General features: G+C 66.9%; 14 protein-coding genes and 1 pseudogene. 10 read left to right on the top strand and 5 right to left on the bottom strand.

The annotated features are described in order from the left end of the window. Positions 1 to 121 precede the first annotated feature (121 nt). Genes AC1RRR_RS12355 through AC1RRR_RS12345 form a run of 3 tightly spaced genes read left to right on the top strand, consistent with a single transcriptional unit; the run spans position 122 to position 4,177 of the window. Positions 122 to 1,525 (top strand): aspartate aminotransferase family protein, encoded by a 1,404-nt coding sequence (locus tag AC1RRR_RS12355; protein WP_492813403.1) that lies wholly within the window; start codon positions 122 to 124, stop codon positions 1,523 to 1,525. Then, positions 1,522 to 2,922 (top strand): glutamine synthetase family protein, encoded by a 1,401-nt coding sequence (locus tag AC1RRR_RS12350; protein WP_492813401.1) that lies wholly within the window; start codon positions 1,522 to 1,524, stop codon positions 2,920 to 2,922. Before AC1RRR_RS12355 ends, AC1RRR_RS12350 begins: the two co-directional genes overlap by 4 nt. Beyond that, positions 2,915 to 4,177 carry an NAD(P)/FAD-dependent oxidoreductase gene (locus tag AC1RRR_RS12345; RefSeq protein WP_492813399.1) on the top strand — a complete coding sequence of 421 codons (1,263 nt, stop codon included), beginning with the start codon at positions 2,915 to 2,917 and terminating at the stop codon, positions 4,175 to 4,177. Before AC1RRR_RS12350 ends, AC1RRR_RS12345 begins: the two co-directional genes overlap by 8 nt. Here AC1RRR_RS12345 and AC1RRR_RS12340 read toward each other — a convergent pair. Continuing rightward, positions 4,174 to 4,773 (bottom strand): TetR/AcrR family transcriptional regulator, encoded by a 600-nt coding sequence (locus AC1RRR_RS12340; protein WP_492813397.1) that lies wholly within the window; start codon positions 4,771 to 4,773, stop codon positions 4,174 to 4,176. The genes AC1RRR_RS12345 and AC1RRR_RS12340 overlap by 4 nt on opposite strands. 86 nt (positions 4,774 to 4,859) lie before the next feature. On the opposite strand from AC1RRR_RS12340, the gene AC1RRR_RS12335 reads away from it, so the two are divergent. From AC1RRR_RS12335 to AC1RRR_RS12310, 6 genes are all read left to right on the top strand, one after another. Beyond that, positions 4,860 to 5,429, top strand: coding sequence for an SRPBCC family protein (locus AC1RRR_RS12335; RefSeq protein ID WP_492813395.1), 570 nt, complete (start codon positions 4,860 to 4,862; stop codon positions 5,427 to 5,429). A gap of 46 nt (positions 5,430 to 5,475) precedes the next feature. After that, positions 5,476 to 7,497, top strand: a complete 2,022-nt coding sequence (locus tag AC1RRR_RS12330) for a tetratricopeptide repeat-containing sulfotransferase family protein (protein WP_492813394.1) — start codon at positions 5,476 to 5,478, stop codon at positions 7,495 to 7,497. A 142-nt stretch (positions 7,498 to 7,639) separates the two neighbouring features. Then, the gene (locus tag AC1RRR_RS12325) at positions 7,640 to 10,024 is read left to right on the top strand and encodes a TonB-dependent receptor (protein ID WP_492813392.1); all 2,385 of its coding nucleotides are present in this window, start codon (positions 7,640 to 7,642) and stop codon (positions 10,022 to 10,024) included. A gap of 74 nt (positions 10,025 to 10,098) precedes the next feature. Next, positions 10,099 to 11,421, top strand: a complete 1,323-nt coding sequence (locus AC1RRR_RS12320) for an amino acid permease (RefSeq protein WP_492813390.1) — start codon at positions 10,099 to 10,101, stop codon at positions 11,419 to 11,421. Beyond that, entirely contained in the window at positions 11,418 to 12,668 is a 1,251-nt protein-coding gene (locus AC1RRR_RS12315; protein WP_492813388.1) for a metal-dependent hydrolase family protein, read from the top strand. Before AC1RRR_RS12320 ends, AC1RRR_RS12315 begins: the two co-directional genes overlap by 4 nt. Positions 12,669 to 12,807: 139 nt before the next feature. Further along, positions 12,808 to 13,047: a hypothetical protein gene (locus AC1RRR_RS12310; protein ID WP_492813386.1), complete on the top strand. Its 240-nt coding sequence runs from the start codon at positions 12,808 to 12,810 to the stop codon at positions 13,045 to 13,047. Positions 13,048 to 13,215: 168 nt separating this feature from the next. Here the strand turns inward: AC1RRR_RS12310 and AC1RRR_RS12305 are convergent, their stop codons facing one another. The 4 genes and pseudogenes from AC1RRR_RS12305 to AC1RRR_RS12290 form a co-directional block, all read right to left on the bottom strand. After that, positions 13,216 to 13,803 carry a TetR/AcrR family transcriptional regulator gene (locus tag AC1RRR_RS12305; RefSeq protein WP_492813385.1) on the bottom strand — a complete coding sequence of 196 codons (588 nt, stop codon included), beginning with the start codon at positions 13,801 to 13,803 and terminating at the stop codon, positions 13,216 to 13,218. Between the two features lie 119 nt (positions 13,804 to 13,922). Next, complete coding sequence (locus tag AC1RRR_RS12300) at positions 13,923 to 15,062, bottom strand: aromatic ring-hydroxylating oxygenase subunit alpha (RefSeq protein WP_492813384.1); 1,140 nt, start codon at positions 15,060 to 15,062, stop codon at positions 13,923 to 13,925. After that, positions 15,059 to 16,690: a phytoene desaturase family protein gene (locus AC1RRR_RS12295; RefSeq protein ID WP_492813382.1), complete on the bottom strand. Its 1,632-nt coding sequence runs from the start codon at positions 16,688 to 16,690 to the stop codon at positions 15,059 to 15,061. The genes AC1RRR_RS12300 and AC1RRR_RS12295 overlap by 4 nt, the downstream gene beginning before the upstream one ends. A 33-nt stretch (positions 16,691 to 16,723) precedes the next feature. Continuing rightward, positions 16,724 to 16,822, bottom strand: a pseudogene (locus tag AC1RRR_RS12290) (hypothetical protein); the annotation flags it as partial. Positions 16,823 to 16,873: 51 nt separating this feature from the next. Between AC1RRR_RS12290 and AC1RRR_RS12285 the strand changes: the two are divergent. Beyond that, positions 16,874 to 17,563, top strand: a complete 690-nt coding sequence (locus AC1RRR_RS12285) for a DUF4145 domain-containing protein (protein WP_492813381.1) — start codon at positions 16,874 to 16,876, stop codon at positions 17,561 to 17,563. The last annotated feature ends 93 nt before the right edge of the window (positions 17,564 to 17,656 follow it).

Here is a 17,656-nt window from a genome sequence, read left to right as displayed (position 1 = left end):
CCCCGCGAAAGCGGGGACCCAAGCCGAGCTGGCGGTGAGTGCTCCAGCGAAACAACAAACACCGCTTGGGTCCCCGCTTTCGCGGGGATGAGCGGATAAAGAGTGAAGCAGGGAAAGCCTCATGACCGTCCCGATCCGCAACCACGACATCGCCGAGCTCAAGCGCCTCGATCTGGCCCACCACCTGCCGGCCCAGGCCGACCACAAGGTCATCGCCGAGCTGGGCGGCAGCCGGATCATCACCCGCGCCGACGGCGTCTACATCCACGATGGCGAGGGTCACCAGATCCTGGACGGCATGGCCGGCCTGTGGTGCGTCAATGTCGGTTACGGCCGCAAGGAGTTGGCCGACGCCGCCTACGAGCAGATGCTGGAGCTGCCGTACTACAACACCTTCTTCAAGACCGCGACGCCGCCGACCGTGACCCTGGCGGCCAAGATCGCCGAGAAGATGGGCGGCCAGCTGAGCCACGTGTTCTTCAACTCGTCGGGCTCGGAGGCCAACGACACGGTCTTCCGCCTGGTCCGCCACTACTGGAAGCTCAAGGACCAGCCGTCGCGGACGGTCTTCATCAGCCGCTGGAACGCCTATCACGGCTCGACCGTGGCCGGCGTCTCGCTGGGCGGCATGAAGCACATGCACAAGCAGGGCGACCTGCCGATCGCGGGCGTCGAGCACGTGATGCAGCCCTATCCGTTCGGCGACGGCTTCGGCGAGGACCCCGCCGCTTTCCGGGATCGCGCGGTCAAGGAGATCGAGGACAAGATCCTCGAAGTTGGCCCCGAGAACGTCGCGGCCTTCATCGGCGAGCCCGTGCAGGGCGCGGGCGGGGTGATCATTCCGCCGGATGGCTACTGGCCGGCGGTGGAAGCGCTCTGCCGCAAGTATGGTGTCCTGCTGGTCTGCGACGAGGTGATCTGCGGCTTCGGGCGGCTGGGCCAATGGTTCGGCCACCAGCACTACGGCATCAAGCCCGACCTGATCGCCATGGCCAAGGGGCTGTCGTCCGGCTACCTGCCGATCAGCGCCGTCGGCGTGGCCGACCACATCGTCGCCGAGCTGCGCGAGAAGGGCGGCGACTTCATCCACGGCTTTACCTATTCGGGCCACCCGACCTGCGCGGCCGTGGCGTTGAAGAACATCGAGATCCTGGAACGCGAGGGCCTGATCGAGCGCACCCGCGACGACACCGGGCCGTATCTGGCCAAGGCCCTAGCCTCTCTGAACGACCACCCGCTGGTCGGCGAGACCCGCTCGCTGGGCCTGATCGGCGCCGTCGAGATCGTCCGCGAGAAAGGCACGAACCATCGCTTCCTCGACAAGGAGGGCGAGGCCGGCCCGATCGTCCGCGACCTGTGCATCAAGAACGGCCTGATGGTCCGCGCCATCCGCGACAGCATCGTCTGCTGCCCGCCGCTGATCATCACCCACGCCGAGATCGACAAACTTGTCGCCATCATCCGCCAGTCTCTGGACGAGGCCGAGCCGGTGCTGCGGGCCTTGAAACCGGAGGCCGCGGCATGAAACCGAAGCACAACAAGGCCAAGCGCGAGACCACGCTGAACCGGGGCGTCTCGTCGCTGGAAGAGGCCCAGGCTTGGTTCGCGCGGCAGAGCATCGAGGAGATCGAGTGCGTCGTGCCGGACCTCGCCGGCGTGGCGCGCGGCAAGATCATGCCGGTGCGCAAGTTCCTCGGGACGCCCTCGATGAACCTGCCGCTGGCGGTGTTCTACCAGACCATCACCGGCGACTTCCCCGAGTTCGAGGGCGTGGTCACGGCGGTGCAGTCGGACACCGACATCTTCCTGACCCCGGACTTCGCCACCCTGGCGGCGGTGCCGTGGGCGCAGGACCCGACGGCCCAGGTCATCCACGACGCCTTCCACCCCGACGGCCGCCCCGTCGAGGAGGCCCCGCGTCAGGTGCTGCGGCGGGTGCTGGCGCTCTATGCCGAGAAGGGCTGGGTGCCCATCGTGGCGCCGGAGATCGAGTTCTACCTGGTCGACAAGAACACCGACCCGGACTACCCGCTCAAACCGCCGATCGGCCGTTCGGGGCGTCCGGAGACGGGCCGGCAGGGCTATTCGATCAGCGCGGTCAACGAGTTCGATGCGCTGTTCGAGGACATGTACGAATACTCCGAGCGCCAGGGCCTGGAGATCGACACCCTGATCCACGAAAGCGGCGTGGCGCAGATGGAGATCAACCTGCGGCACGGCAATCCGCTGGAGCTGGCCGACCAGGTGTTCATGTTCAAGCGCACCATCCGCGAGGTGGCGCTGGAGCACGAGATCTACGCCACCTTCATGGCCAAGCCGATGGCGTCCGAGCCCGGCAGCGCCATGCACATCCACCAGTCGATCGTCGACAAGGACGGCGACAACCTGTTCTCGCACCGCAAGACCGGCGAGGAGACGGCGCTGTTCCACGGCTTCATCGCGGGGCAGCAGACCTATCTGCCGGCGATCATGGCGATCCTGGCGCCGTACGTGAATTCGTACCGCCGGATCGCGCGAGACTCGGGTGCGCCGGTCAACACCCAGTGGGGTTACGACAACCGCACCTGCGGCCTGCGGGTGCCGCCGTCGGACCCGGCCAACCGGCGTCTGGAGAACCGGATTCCTTCGTCGGACGCCAATCCGTATCTGGCCATCGCCGCCTCATTGGCGGCCGGCTATCTGGGCATGACCCAGGGCCTGAAGCCCAGCGATCCGGTCGACACCGACGCCAGCGTGGCGGGCGTGCAGCTGCCGCGCAGCCTGTCGGAGTCGCTCAAGCTGTTCACGGAATGCGAGCCGCTGGTCGAGATCCTGGGGCCGATCTTCAGCCAGGCCTATGACCGCGTGAAACAGGCCGAGTACGAGACCTTCATGCGCACGATCAGCCCGTGGGAGCGGGAGTTCCTGCTGCTGAATGTCTGAGGTTTACGGAGCCGGGAACTGGTACGCGGCCACGGCCCACGACCACCCCGACCTGGCGCCGCTGGACGGCGACGTCAGCGCCGATGTCTGTGTCGTCGGGGCGGGGTTCACGGGGCTTGGCGCGGCGATGGCCTTGGCGGGACGCGCTAAGGTCGTCGTGCTGGAGGCCGGCCGCGTCGGCTGCGCGGCGAGCGGGCGCAACGGCGGGCAGGTCCATACCGGCCAGCGGCGCGACCAGGCGTGGCTGGAGAAGGCCGTCGGTCGTGACGACGCCCTGGCTCTGTGGCGGTTGGCCGAAGACGCGCGGACGCACTTCAAGACCCTGACCGACACGATCCCCTGCGACTGGCGGCCGGGGATGATCCACGCTCGGCATAAGCCAAACGGCGAGGCCGAGGACGCGGCCTATGTCGCGCTGATGGCCGACCGCTATGGCTACGACCAGTTGGCGCTGATCGGCGAGGCCGAGCTTGCGGACGAACTGGGCACGGACGTCTATCACGGCGGTCTGGTCGATCGTGGCGGGGGGCATGTGCATCCGCTGAACCTGGCGTTGGGCATGGCGCGACGGGCGATGGCGACGATCCACGAGCACACCCGCGCCGAAAGCTGGCGACGCGAGGGCGGCAGGATCGTCGTCGAAACCGCGACGGGCCGGGTGACCTGCGACCAGCTGATCCTCAGCGGCGATGGCCTGCTGAACGCCATGGCCGGCAAGGCCCGTGCGCGGGTCATGCCGATCAACAACTTCATCGCCGTCACCGCGCCGCTGGGCGAGCAGGCCGATCAGATCATCCGTTCGAACGCAGCGGTGTCGGACAGCCGCTTCGTCGTGAACTATTTCCGCAAGACGGCCGACGGCCGGCTGCTGTTCGGCGGCGGCGAGAACTACCGGCCGGGCTTTCCGAGCGACATCGCCGGCATGGTCCGCAAGAACCTGGCCAAGGTCTATCCGCAGCTCAAGGACATCCCGATCACCTACGCCTGGGGTGGGACCCTGGGCATCACCATGAGCCGGATGCCGTTCGTGGGCGAGGTCGCGGCGGGCGTCCGCGTGGCGTCCGGCTATTCCGGGCAGGGCGTAATGCTGGCGCCGTATGTCGGCAAGCTGCTGGCCGAGGCGGCGCTGGGCGAGACCGGGCCGGTGGAGCTGCTGTCCCGCCTGCCGACCCCGCCGTTCCCCGGCGGCCGCCTGCTGCGCTGGCCGCTGACGGTGGCGGGGCTGTCCTGGTACGCGCTGCGCGACCGGCTCTAGGCCAGCGCCTTCGCCGTCAGCAGCGCCATGTGCTGGCGCAGCTGGGCGATGCTGCGGTCGAAGAAGCCGATGTCGCGATGGGTGCGCGCCTGCATGACCGCGCCTTCCATCGTGGTCAGGATGAACTCCGACAGGCCGCGCAGGTCGACGCCCGACGGCAGGCCGGCGTCCTTCAGGCAGCCTTCGATGGCCGCAGTCCAGTTGATGAAGTTCTGGGCCAGCAGCTCGCGCACCGGCGGGTCGGGCTCGTGGATCTCCAGCGCCAGTGAGCCGATCGGGCAGCCGTACAGGCACTCGGTCTCCAGCAGCATGCCGCGATAGGCCGCCAGCAGGGCGAAGATCCGCTCGACCGGGTCCTCGACCCCGCGCCAGGCCGGGTCCAGCAGCATCTCCTGGATGCCGTCGCGGTACATCTCCAGCACCCCGACCAGCACGTCCTGCTTGCCGGGGAAGAAGTGGTACAGGCTGCCGCTGTTGGCCTGCGACCGCGAGAGGATGTCCGACACCGAGGTCGAGCCGTAGCCCTTGGCGGCGAACAGCTCCATCGCCGTCAGCAGGATGCGTCTGCGGGTGTCGAGCGGGTTCTGGGGAGCCATGGCCGCAGTTTGCACCGGGCTTGAACGTTCAATCAAGTCGTGCTTCACTTGAACGGTCATTCAAGCGACCCTGGGGAGGGGACCTGATGTTCAAGTCAACGATGATCGCGGCCGCCGCGTTGCTGGCTTTCATGGGGACCGCCAGCGCTCAGCAATCGCGCAGCTGGAAGGACTTTCCGGGTGTCTCGAACACCTCGTACGTCGACGCCGCCGGCCAGAAGGCGCTGCAGCTGTCGATGGACATCCCGGCCCCGCCGAAAGCGGTGTTCGAGGCCTTCGCCACGACCGACGGCTTCAAGAGCTGGGCGGTGCCGATGGCCCAGGTCGACCTGCGCACCGGCGGCATGATCGAGTCCAGCTACGACTCCAAGGCCAAGCCGGGCGACGCGGGCAACATCAAGAACCAGATCGTCACCTTCATCCCCGACCAGCTGCTGGTCATCCGCAACATTCAGGCGCCGGTGGGCTTCGCGGGCCAGGGCGAGTTCCAGAAGACCGTGACGGTGATCGAGTTCACCCCGATCGCGGAGGGCACGCGGGTGCGGCTGACCAATACGGGCTACGGCGACAACGCCGAGGCCAAGACGGTGTACGGGCACTTCGAGTGGGGCAATGCGTACACCCTGGCGGAGCTGAAGAAGAAGTTCGCGAAGTAACGCGGCCGGATTGACACCCGTCGCGACGCTCCGCTCTCCTGATGGAATGGAGTCCACGACCGCCCAGCCCGCCCTCAGCCTCGCCCAGGCGTTCGAGCACGCCGAGCGGCTGCTGGAGGCAGACCCGCGGATGGCGGTCGAGCAGGCGCGGGCGATCCTGGAAGCGGTGCCGCGTCATGCCGACACGACCCGTTTGCTGGCCGCCGCGCTGCGCCTGTCGGGCGATCCGCAAGCCGCGCTCGATACCGTCGCGCCGCTGGCCGCCGCCCTGCCGAACATGCCGCTGGCCCAGCTGGAACTCGGCCTCAGCCTGGAACAGCTGGGCCGCACCGCCGAGGCCGTCCGCGCCTTCGATCGGGCCAGCGCCCTGGAGCCGCGCCTGTCGGAGGCTTGGCGCGGCCTCTCCGAAAACCTCGACCTGCTGGGCGACAGCGTCGGCGCCGAGAAGGCCTTGGCCCGCCAGCTGCGCGCCTCCACCCGCGACCCGGCCCTGGTCGAGGCCGCCACCGCCCTGTCCGACAACCGCCTGGGCGAGGCCGAACAGATCCTGCGGGATCGTTTGAAGACAGACTCCGGCGACGTCGCCGCCATCCGCATGCTGGCCGAGACCGGTGCGCGCCTGGGTCGCTACGCCGACGCCGAGGCCCTGCTGACCCGCTGCGTCGAGTTGGCCCCGAACTTCGCCGCCGCCCGGCACAATCTGGCGACCATGCTCTATCGCCAGAACAAGAACGCCGAGGCGCTGGGCCAGATCGAGACGCTCACCGCCAAGGACGCTCGCCATCCCGGCTACGCCAACTTGCACGCCGCCATCCTGGCGCGCCTGGGCGAATACGACCGCGCGATCGCCGTCTATGACCGCGTGCTGGCCGACTATCCCAACCAGCCCAAGGGCTGGATGAGCTATGGCCACGCGCTGAAGACCGTGGGCAGGCAGGCCGATTGCGTCGCGGCCTATCGCCAGGCGCTGGAACAGGCCCCGACCCTGGGCGAGGCCTGGTGGAGCCTGGCCAACCTCAAGACCGTCAAGTTCGGCGAGGCGGATCTTGCGGCCATGACCGCCGCGCTAGAAACACCGGACCTCTCCGACGAAGACCGCCTTCACCTGCGCTACGCCCTGGGCAAGGCGCATGAGGACGCCGAACTGTGGGACGCCGCGTTCGAACACTACGCCGCCGGGGCGGCGATCCGGCGCAAGCAGCTCGACTACGATCCGGAAGAGAACGCCTCCGACACCGCCCGCACCAAAGCGGTGTTCACCCCGGCGTTCCTGGCGGCGCGGGCCGGGCAAGGCTCGCAAGCCCCCGATCCGATCTTCGTCGTCGGCCTGCCGCGCTCGGGCTCGACCCTGGTGGAGCAGATTCTGGCCAGCCACTCGATGGTCGAAGGCACCATGGAACTGCCCGACCTGATCGTCATGGCCCGGCGCCTGGGCGGCAAGACCGCGACCCGCGCCGAGTCGAGCTATCCGGAAAGCCTGGCCGACCTCTCAGCCGACGACCTGAGGGCCCTGGGCGAGGAGTTCCTGGAGCGCACGCGAATCCAGCGGAAGACCGACCGGCCGTTCTTCATCGACAAGATGCCCAACAACTTCGCGCACGCCGGGTTGATCCACCTGATCCTGCCCAATGCGAAGATCATCGACGCCCGCCGCCACCCGCTGGGTTGCTGCTTCTCGGGCTTCAAGCAGCACTTCGCGCGGGGGCAGGCGTTCAGCTACGACCTGACCGACATCGGCCGCTACTACGCCGACTACGTCGACCTGATGACGCATTTCGATGCGGTGCTGCCCGGCCGTGTGCATCGGGTGATCTACGAGCACATGATCGCCGACCCGGAGGCGGAAATCCGCGCGCTGCTGGCCCACTGCGGGCTACCGTTCGAGGAAGCCTGTCTGTCGCCGCACGAGAACGATCGCGCCGTACGCACCGCCAGTTCAGAGCAGGTGCGCCGCCCGATCTTCAAGGACGCCGTCGAGCACTGGCAGAAATTCGAATCGCATCTGGACCCGCTCAAGCAGGCATTGGGCCCGGTGTTGGACGCTTATCCCGACCCGCCCGTTATTTGACCATCTCAACGCGGCCTCCATCGCGCCTTGCCATTTGTGCAACACTTCAAGGAATTGACACCAAACTGAAATTTCCAATCTTGCCGAGGCCCTGAGGCAGGCCGAACCTCGTTCGATCAAAGCCGCCAAGGGGAGCGACTGTATGTCGTCGGGATCGGTTCGTTTGAAGAAGGTCGGCGTCTGCTCTGCCGCCTTGTTCGCCACCACAATGCTTACGGGCGTCGCGCACGCCCAATCTGGTCAAAGCACGACAGCCCTCGAGGAGGTCGTCGTCACCGCGCAGAAGCGGTCCGAGAATCTGCAGGACGTTCCGGTCAGCATCCAGGCGCTCGGCGGAGAGAAGCTGGAGCAGCTGCAGGTCGCCAGCTTCGTCGACTATGTGAAGTACCTGCCCAGCGTGTCGTTCACGACCAGCGGGCCGGGCTTTGGCCAGGTCTATATGCGCGGTGTCGCCAGCGGCGGCGACGGCAACCACTCGGGTTCGCTGCCCAGCGTCGGGACCTATCTGGACGAGCAGCCGGTCACCACGATCCAGGGCGCGCTGGACATCCACGTCTACGACATCGCCCGGGTCGAGGCCCTGGCCGGTCCGCAAGGCACGCTGTACGGCGCCAGTTCGCAGGCGGGGACCCTGCGGATCATCACCAACAAGCCCACGACAGCCGGCTTCTCGGCGGGCGTCGATGTCGAGGCCAACAAGGTCGATCACGGCGGGACGGGCCACACGATCGAAGGCTTCGTCAACATTCCGCTGTCGGACAAGATCGCCGTCCGCGCGGTCGGCTGGGACGTCCGCGACGCCGGCTATATCGACAACGTGGCGGGCACGCGCACCTATGATCGCGGCGACACCGACCCGACCAACGACTACACGATCAACAACAAGAACCGGGTGCGGAAGAACTACAACAGCGTCTACACCCAAGGCGGCCGCGCGGCCCTGCGGGTCGAGCTGGACGACAACTGGGTGATCACCCCCAGCGTCATGGGCCAGGTGCAAAAGGTCGGCGGCCTGTTCGCCTATGATCCGCAGGTCGGCGACCTGAAGGTCACGCACTTCTATCCGGAAAGCAGCAAGGACAAGTGGGTCCAGGCAGCCCTGACCATCGAGGGCCAGGTCGCCAATCTGGACGTCACCTATGCCGGCTCGTACCTGAAGCGCAACGACGAGACCAACCAGGACTACACCGACTACTCGTACTTCTACGACCAGGTCGGCTACGGCTTCTACTGGACCGACAACGCCGGCAACCTGGTGAACCCGTCGCAGTACATCCAGGGCCGCGACCGCTATCGCAAGGAAAGCCACGAGATCCGCATCGCCTCGCCGCAGGACCAGAAGCTGCGGTTCGTGGTCGGCGGCTTCTACCAGAAGCAGAAGCACGGCATCTTCCAGAACTACAAGATCGACGGCCTGGGCAGCACCCTGTCGGTGCCGGGCTATGTCGGCACCATCTGGCTGACCGCCCAGCAGCGGATCGATCGCGACAAGGCGATCTTCGGCCAGGCCGAGTACGACATCACCGACAAGCTGATGCTGACCGCCGGCATCCGCTTCTTCAAGGCGCACAACACCCTGGTCGGCTTCTACGGCTACGGCACGGGCTACGGCTCGACCGGCGAGCGGGCCTGCTTCAAGGGGCCGGTGGTGGCCGGTTCGCCCTGCACCAATCTGGACAAGGGCACCAAGGAGAGCGGCAACTCGCCGAAGGTGACGCTGACCTACAAGATCGACGGCGACAAGCTGGTCTACGCCACCTACTCGAAGGGCTTCCGGCCGGGCGGCATCAACCGCCGTTCGACGCTGCCGCCGTACCAGGCCGACTATCTGAAGAACTACGAGGCCGGCTGGAAGACCTCGTGGGGCGGGGCGTTCCGCTGGAACGGCGCGATCTTCATGGAGGACTGGTCGGGCTTCCAGTTCTCGATCCTGGGGGCCAACGGCCTGACCGAGATCAAGAACGCCAACCAGGCGCGCATCAAGGGCATCGAGAGCGACATCACCTGGGCGCCGGTCAACGGCTTCACGCTGAACGCCTCGGCCGCCTATACCGACGCCAAGCTGACCGCCAACTATTGCGGCGCGACCGACAGCGCCGGCACGCCGATCACGACCTGCCCGGTCGGTTCGACGGCGTTCCCCGACGGCCCGCAAGCGCCGGACGGCACGCGCCTGCCGATCACGCCCAAGTTCAAGGCCAACATCACGGCCCGCTACCAGTACCAGGTCGCCGACTATGACGGCTTCTGGCAGGTGTCGGTCATGGGCCAGACCTCGAACTGGACCGATCTGCGCCTCAAGGAGCGCGAGATCATCGGCAAGCAGGGCCGCTACTCGGTGGTCGACTTCTCGACCGGCCTGTCCAAGGACAGCTGGTCGATGCAGCTCTACCTCAAGAACGTCTTCGACAAGCGGGCCAGCCTGAACCGCTACGCCGAATGCGCCGAGAGCGTCTGCGGAACCCAGGCCTATATCGTCCCGAACCAGCCCCGCACCGTCGGGATCAAGGTGGGGAAAGAGTTCTAGTGCGTGGTGGGGAGTGAGAGGGGGCGGTCCGCAAAGGGCCGCCCCTTTGTTTTAGAGTCGCGTTAGGGGGAAACATGGCGTCGTCGAGCGCCCGCCCGTTGGGCCTGTGGATGTGCACGGCCCTGGTCGTGGGCAACATGATCGGCTCGGGCGTCTTCATGTTGCCGGCCTCGCTGGCGCCGTACGGCTGGAACGCCGTGATCGCCTGGCTGCTGACGATCGGCGGGGCGCTGTGCCTGGCCTTCGTCTTCGCCAAGCTGGCCGAGGCTTTCCCGCGCGCCGGCGGGCCGCTGGCCTATACCCAGGAAGCGTTCGGGCCGACAGCCGGCTTCATGGTCGCCTGGGCCTACTGGATCTCGATGTGGGTCGGCAACGCGGCGATCGCGGTCGGCTGCGTCAGCTATCTGTCGGTGTTCGCGCCCGCCATCGCCACCGCGCCGGGCCTGCACGCCCTGGTCACCGTCGCCCTGGTCTGGGGGCTGACGGCGGTCAACTGCTGGGGCTCCAGGTCGGCCGGGCGGTTGCAGGTCGTGGCCACCATCCTGAAGCTGCTGCCGCTGATCGCCGTGGCCGGCCTGGCCGTCGTCGTCTTCGCGCGCAGGGGCGGGGCGGCGGTGACGCCGTTCGAGCCTTCGCAGCTGTCGGCGGGCGGCATCACCGCCGCCGCCACCCTGACCCTGTGGGCCCTGCTGGGCCTGGAGTCGGCCACCGTGCCCGCCGACAAGGTGCATGAGCCGGCCAAGACCATTCCTAAGGCCACGCTGTACGGCACGGCCTTCACCGGCCTGATCTATCTGGTCGTCTGCTCGGCGGTGGTGTTGCTGTCGCCCGCCGACCTGCTGAAGGGCTCCAACGCCCCGTTCGCGGACTTCGTCGGTTATCACGGCGGCGGCGACCTGCGGCTCGTTTTGGCCGCCTTCGCCGCGATCAGCGCCTTCGGGGCCCTGAACGGCTGGGTGCTGCTGCAGGGCGAGATGCCCTACGCCATGGCCCGCGACGGGGTGTTCCCGGCCTGGCTGGGCAAGGCCGGCAAGCGCGGCACGCCGGTGCGGGCCCACGTGCTGTCCAGCGCCCTGCTGACCGCCCTGGTGCTGATGAACTACGCCAAGTCGATGGCCGATCTCTTCACCTTCATCGCCCTGCTGGCGACCTCGGCCAGCCTATTCACCTACCTGTTCAGCGCCCTGGCGGCCCTGCGCCTGCAGCAGCAGAAGCGGATGACGGCCACGATGGGCCTGACCGTGCTCGCGATCCTGGCGGCGCTGTATTCGATCTGGACCCTCTACGGCGCCGGCGCCCAGGCCACCCTGTGGGGCTTGGTGCTGCTGATCGCCGGCCTGCCCGTCCGCTTCCTGACCGCCCGCGCGGCGCGTCCTGTTCCCGAGGCTCTCACATGATCGTCGCCCTGCTGCTGGCCGCCCAGATCTCCTACGTTCATGCTGGCGCGCTGGTCGATCCCCAGGCCGGCAAGGTGCTGACCGACCAGCTGATCCGCATCGAGGGCGAGAAGATCACCGCGGTCACGCCGTGGAAGGTCGCGCCCAAGGACGGCCCGGTCACCGACTGGAGCAAGCTGACCGTTCTGCCCGGCCTGATCGACATGCACACCCATCTGGTCGACCAGGAGCAGACCGAGAACATCGCCGAGCCGCTGCTGACCACGGCCGCCTACCAGTCGTTCATCGCCGCCGACCATGCGCGCAAGACCCTGATGGCCGGCTTCACCAGCGTGCGTGACGTCGGGACCTGGCGAGCGTTCGGCGACGTGGCCCTGCGCGATGCGATCAACAATGGTCTGGTGCCTGGTCCCCGCATGTCGGTGGCGGGAGCCTACATCACCGTGCCCGGCGGGGGCGGGGAGGTGACCGGCATCGCCGCTGACGTCGGCATCCCGGCCGAGATGCGGGTGGGCGTGGTCGAGGACGCCGCCGACGCCCATCGCAAGGCCGCCAACATCCTGGCGCACAAGGCCGACTTCCTGAAGCTGATCGCTACGGGCGCGGTGCTGACCGTCGGCACCGAGCCCGGCCAGCTGGAGCTCAGCGAAGACGAGATCCGCGCCGCCGTTGAGGAGGCCGCCAAGCGCGGCACCTACGCCACCGCCCACGCCCACGGGGCCAATGGCATGAAGGTCGCGATGAAGGCCGGCGTCCGCTCGATCGAGCACGGCTCGCTGATGGACGACGAGGCCATCGCCATGATGAAGGCCAAGGGTGTGTTCTTGGTGGCCGACATCTATGACGGCGACTGGATCGACGAATACGGCAAGGCCCACGGCTGGCCCGCCGAGACGCTGCGCAAGAACTACGAGACCACGCAGGCCCAGCGCGACGGCTTCCGCAAGGCCGTGAAGGTCGGGGTCAAGATCGCCTACGGCACCGACGCCGGCGTCTATCCGCACGGACTGAACGGCCGCCAACTACCCTATATGGTCAAGTACGGCATGACGCCCATGCAGGCGATCCAGTCGGCGACGACGGTCGCGGCCGAGCTGATGAGCAAGACCGGCCAGGTCGGCTGCGACGTGGCCGGCTGCTACGCCGACCTGATCGCGGTGCCCGGTGATCCGCTGGCGGACGTCTCGGTGCTGACCCGCGTGCCCAAGGTCATGAAGGGCGGCGTCGTGGTTAAGAATGAACCCTGAGCGGAGGTGAATAACTGCACAGCCTGACTTGGTCCGGATGATGCATTGTGCATCGCAGCGCAATTTTGTTGTGCGATAGCGAAACAACTGTCATGTCTGCGTGGTTAGCGTCACGTTGAGTACGTCCAAGGAGGTCTTCATGACCGAGAATCACTACTACGTCCGCCCGGTCGCCGGTGTGTGGCATGTGACCTGGAACGACTCGGCCGAGCTGATTGGTTCGTACTCGTCGCAACACGAGGCCGAGGGCTTGGCACAGCTGCTGGCGCGTCACATGATCGCCCAGGGCCGCAAGGCTCAGATCCATGTCGACGAGCCCGAAGTGCGCACCCCCGCCTGGGGCCGCAATCGCGCCGCCCATCAGGTCGCGGCGGCTTAAAGTTCAGAGTTCTGGAGCGCGAAGTCTACCGCGCTCCACCCCATAGGGGGCATCCGGTCTTCCCGGTGACAGCTGGTCGCCGAGGTGTTTGGGGTGGTGGGAATGGCGCTGCAATGACAGCGCGCCCCGACGTCTCCCTGAACCGGCATTGTCGGGAAGACCGGAGTTCTATCCTTCTAACCAGCCTTCCAGCGCGCGACCGATGATCCGCGCCGCCTCTTCGGGGGCGAAGGTCGCCGGGTCCAGGCACAGCTCCAGCCACAGTCCGTCCACGGTCGCCGTCAGGGCGATGGCCGCCAGCCGCGTGTCGCGGGCGTTGGCGTCTGCCAGAAGCGTTTCCAGTCGCGCCCGGAAGTCCGCGTACGACGCGGCATGGATCGCGGCGATGCGCGGCTTGGTCTTCACCAGCGACCAGAAGCCGATCCAGGCGGCCAGCAGCTGGGGATCCAGCACCGGGGCCGCGAAGCTGGCGGTCAGATAGGCCAGCAAGCGCTCGCGCGGCGTGGGACCGGCGGCGTTCAAGGCCGCATCCAGCGCCGCATCGATCCGTTGGCCCACGGCCTCGTAGGCCGCCGCGATCAGCTCGTCGACACCCTCGAAATAGTGCCGCAGCAGACCCGGCGAGACTCCCGCCTCGGCGCAGATGGCGCGGACCGAGGTTCCGCCGACGCCCTCGCGGGCGAGCACGGTCTCGGCGGCGGCCACCAGGGCCTGACGGCGAACATCGGGGGCTTCACGGGTGAAGGCGGCGCGCATGGCTTAGCCCTCCCCCTCGATGGGGGAGGGTTGGGTGGGGGTGATACGGCGGTCGCCGTGCGAGCACCCCCATCCCCAACCCTTCCCCCATCGAGGGGAAAGGGGGCTTCTTGCGATCCTCACCACCCCTCCGGTGGCCGTTCCAGCCGGCTCTCCGGAACCAGCGCCCGCATCTTCCGGCCAAAGCTCCGCAAGCTGACCTCACTCGTCGCCAGCGGTCCCGCCGTGAACGTCCGCGAGGCCATGCCTTGCTGCACGCGCGCCACCAGTTCGGTGTCCTCGGCATTGACCTGACGGTTGATGCGCCAGTTCAGATAGCGCGCCGCCTTCATCTCGCGCCGCTCATCCGGCAGCGCGTAGGCGATCTCGCGGATCATCGTCTTCGTGGCCGAGACCGGGATGAACTGCATGAAGTCCACCTGATCCGGATAGATGTCGAACGCGAAGTTCGGCCACAGCTTGAAATAGGTCCACAGGCGCTTTCGATCCTCCGGCAGGTGCGGAACGTCGGGCAGCAGGTCCTGGTACAGCCGCTCGGACGGATTGCGCGACGGCTCGTCGATCAGCTGGCCCCACATCTTGTCGACGAAGGTCTTGGCCTCGACGCCGTAGCCCTTGCCGAACAGTCGCGTTAGGCCGGGGTGGGCGATCGGGATGTGCAGGCCATCGGAATAGTTGTCGCTGATGTTCTTCCAGTTGACCTCGCGCGGCCGCAGGGTGACGCGGCCGAACGGCTGCAGCTCCTCGAAGCGGTAGTGGGCGACCTCGTCCTCGTAGGGGGCCATCATCGTGGCGACCGACGGGCCTTCCCCCTCGATCCGCACGAAGACGAAGCCGCGCCAGATCTCGGTCTCGACCTTGGCCAGGCCCTGCTCGTGCATCTGCAGGGCGGGATAGTCGTCGCGCATCGGCACACCGATCAGCCGGCCTTCCAGGTCGTAGGTCCAGGCGTGGTAGGGGCAGACGATCCGGCCGCAGTGGCCGACGGGACCGTCCAGCAACCGCGCGCCCCGGTGGCGGCAGACATTGGCGAAGGCCCGCGCCCCGCCGTCCTTGCCGCGCACCACGACCAGGCTCTCGCCCACGAAGTCGAAGGTGTGGAAGTCGCCGGGCTTAGGGATGTCGTTCAGGTGGCAGACGATCTGCCACGAGGGGCGAAAGATCTTGTCCTGCTCTTCCTTGAAGAACCGCTCGGAGCCGTAGATCCAACCCGGCAGGCCCCAGTCCGCTTGTGGGTCCTCGTTGGAGATCGCGGTCATCGCCCGACCACCGACAGCTTCACGGCGGTGGCGAAGTCCTTGTCGCGCAGGATCTCGCGCGCGGCGTTGCGACCTGGATTGCCCGAGACGCCGCCGCCGGGGTGCGTGCCGGCCCCGCACATGTAGAGGCCCTTGATCGGCGCACGGTGGCTGGCGTGGCCCAGGAACGGCCGCGTGGCCCACAGCTGATCCAGCGACATGTGGCCGTGCATGATGTCGCCGCCGATCAGGCCGAACTTGCGCTCCAGATCCAGCGGCGACAGCAGGGTGCGGCCCAGCACCGAGGCCTTGAAGCCCGGCGCCCACTGGTCGACCGTGTCGATGATCAGGTCGCCCGCTGCCTCGCGCTCGTCGTCCCAGCTGCGGCCGTTCGGCAGCGTCGGCGCGAACTGCTGGCAGAACAGGCTGGCGACGTGCTGGCCGGGAGGCGCGAGCGAGGTGTCGATGGTCGAGGGGATCAGGATCTCGACGATCGGGGCCTTGCTGACGCCCTCGGCCTTCGCATCACGATAGGCGGCGTCCATGTAGTCCAGGCTGGGGGCGATCACGATGCCCGACTGGTGGTGCTCGGCGGTCTCGCGGCCGGGCAGGCAGGTGAAGCTGGGCAGCTCCGACAGCGCCACGTTCATGCGGAAGGTGCCTGAGCCGTTCTTGTAGCCGTCGACCGTCTTGCGGAAGTCGGCGGTCAGGGCCGAGGGCGGGACCAGCTTCTTGTAGAGCATGGCCGGATTGACGTTGGCGCTGACGATCGGGGCCATGATCTGGCGGCCATCGACCAGCTGCACGCCGACCGCCTTGGTCCCGTCCACGTGGACGCCCTCGACCGGCGCGTTCAGCAGGATCTCGACGCCGGCCGCCTCGCACGCCTTGGCCATGGCCTGGGTGATCGAGCCCATGCCGCCGACCGCGTGGCCCCAGGCGCCCTTCTTGCCATTCACCTCGCCGAAGGTGTGGTGCAGCAGCACATAGGCCGAGCCGGGGGTGTCGGGGCTGGCGAAGTTGCCGACCACGGCGTCGAAGCCGAAGGCGGCCTTGACCGGATCGCTCTCGAACCAGCCGTCCAGCACGTCGCGGGCGCTCTTGGTGAACAGGTCCAAGAGGTCGCGCTTGCGCTCACGGGAGAGGAAGGCCAACCGCCCGCCCTGGCGCAGAGCTCGCAGCATGCCCGGCAGGCCGTCGCCCAGGTTCGGCGGCGTCTCCTGGGCGAAGTCGCGCAGCACGTCGCCGATCTCGTCCAGCATGGCGTAATAGGCCGGCAGCACCTCGGCGTCGCGGCGGCTGTATTTGCGGAACTCTTCCTGGGTGCGCTCCAGGCCCCCACCCAGCTTGATGTACTTGTCGTCGCTGATCGGCAGGAAGTTGGAGATCGGCCGTTCCAGGAAGGTCAGGCCGTAGCCGTGCAGGCCCATGTCGGCGATGACCTTGGGATTGAGCAGGCTGACCGTGTAGCTGGCCACCGAGTTGCGGAAACCGGGATGGAACTCCTCGGTCACCGCCGCCCCGCCGACCACGCCGCGGGCCTCGCAGACCGTGACCTTCAAGCCCGCCTTGGCCAGGTAGAAGGCGCAGACGAGGCCGTTATGACCCCCGCCGATGATCACCGCGTCGCGGCTGGTGGTGTCGGCCATGATCCCTCTCCCCAAGAGTAGGAGAGGAGGTTGCTATACGATCGTATAATAGGCAAGGGGCGCGAGGCTCTCCTCCTGCCCCGCTTGCGGGGGAGGTGGCGCGGCGCCGATAGGCGACGTGACAGAGGGGGCGTTTCGGAGTGTCGGCAAAGGGGAAAGCGAGAAGGTCAGGCCATTGTAGACATGCCGCACCTGTTGGCTTTTGGCGACTCACCGCAAATTCATGGTGTTTCTCGGAAGGGCTGCAACTTGCCTGTATTGATGATCAACTGTCCGCATTGTCCGATCAACCAGGTCGCAGCCTCTCAAGTCTGGGAAGGCGCTGTCCGCGATACGTCGTATCATTGGTACGTGACCTTGCTCTGTGGCTCATGCGGGAAGCCAATTACGGCAATGCTGAGGGCCAATAGCTATCCCAATGCACCCTCTTCGATTGGAAAGGCCAACCTCCAGGATAAATTCGAGGTGCTTAACCTATGGCCTCAGCGGGGCGAATTCAGTGCGCCGAACCATTCGCCGGAGAATGTCGCTAGGCGGTTCTTAGAAGGAGAAGTGGCCTTTAGGCAGCACAGTTGGAACGCTGCGGTCGCGATGTATCGATCTGCACTTGATATTGCGACGAAGGCCCTGGATGGAGTTCCTAAAGGCCTCACGTTCTTCAAGCGCCTTCAATGGCTGCACGAACAGCATCGCATCACCCCCGACATGAAGGACTGGGCCGATCATGTGAGGGTCGAGGGGAATGAAGCGCTTCACGACCCCGAGGATTTTACGGAGGAGGACGCGCGTCCCCTACGCCTCTTCACTGAGATGTTTTTACGCTACGTCTTCGAACTACCAGGTGAGGTCGCGGCGTTCCGAGAAGGCCCATAAAGGTTCACTTCACTACGCCCGGAGACCGAACTTCACGGACATTGCCGGAGGTGAGAGCCAAGGTTTCAAAGGGATCGTAAGCGCCCCCTCCGT

The sequence above is a fragment of the Caulobacter sp. GW821-FHT12D05 genome, assembly GCF_058807295.1.
The sequence above is the reverse complement of the archived record's forward strand: the minus strand, read 5'-3'. Positions and strand labels throughout refer to the sequence as shown.

Excerpts from the sequence above, each read along its gene's own strand:
- AC1RRR_RS12355 (WP_492813403.1), top strand. The coding sequence starts at position 122 with ATGACCGTCCCGATCCGCAACCACGACATCGCCGAGCTCAAGCGCCTC.
- AC1RRR_RS12350 (WP_492813401.1), top strand. The coding sequence starts at position 1,522 with ATGAAACCGAAGCACAACAAGGCCAAGCGCGAGACCACGCTGAACCGG.
- AC1RRR_RS12345 (WP_492813399.1), top strand. The coding sequence starts at position 2,915 with ATGTCTGAGGTTTACGGAGCCGGGAACTGGTACGCGGCCACGGCCCAC.
- AC1RRR_RS12340 (WP_492813397.1), bottom strand. The coding sequence starts at position 4,773 with ATGGCTCCCCAGAACCCGCTCGACACCCGCAGACGCATCCTGCTGACG.
- AC1RRR_RS12335 (WP_492813395.1), top strand. The coding sequence starts at position 4,860 with ATGTTCAAGTCAACGATGATCGCGGCCGCCGCGTTGCTGGCTTTCATG.
- AC1RRR_RS12330 (WP_492813394.1), top strand. The coding sequence starts at position 5,476 with ATGGAGTCCACGACCGCCCAGCCCGCCCTCAGCCTCGCCCAGGCGTTC.
- AC1RRR_RS12325 (WP_492813392.1), top strand. The coding sequence starts at position 7,640 with ATGTCGTCGGGATCGGTTCGTTTGAAGAAGGTCGGCGTCTGCTCTGCC.
- AC1RRR_RS12320 (WP_492813390.1), top strand. The coding sequence starts at position 10,099 with ATGGCGTCGTCGAGCGCCCGCCCGTTGGGCCTGTGGATGTGCACGGCC.
- AC1RRR_RS12315 (WP_492813388.1), top strand. The coding sequence starts at position 11,418 with ATGATCGTCGCCCTGCTGCTGGCCGCCCAGATCTCCTACGTTCATGCT.
- AC1RRR_RS12310 (WP_492813386.1), top strand. The coding sequence starts at position 12,808 with ATGACCGAGAATCACTACTACGTCCGCCCGGTCGCCGGTGTGTGGCAT.
- AC1RRR_RS12305 (WP_492813385.1), bottom strand. The coding sequence starts at position 13,803 with ATGCGCGCCGCCTTCACCCGTGAAGCCCCCGATGTTCGCCGTCAGGCC.
- AC1RRR_RS12300 (WP_492813384.1), bottom strand. The coding sequence starts at position 15,062 with ATGACCGCGATCTCCAACGAGGACCCACAAGCGGACTGGGGCCTGCCG.
- AC1RRR_RS12295 (WP_492813382.1), bottom strand. The coding sequence starts at position 16,690 with ATGGCCGACACCACCAGCCGCGACGCGGTGATCATCGGCGGGGGTCAT.
- AC1RRR_RS12285 (WP_492813381.1), top strand. The coding sequence starts at position 16,874 with ATGCCGCACCTGTTGGCTTTTGGCGACTCACCGCAAATTCATGGTGTT.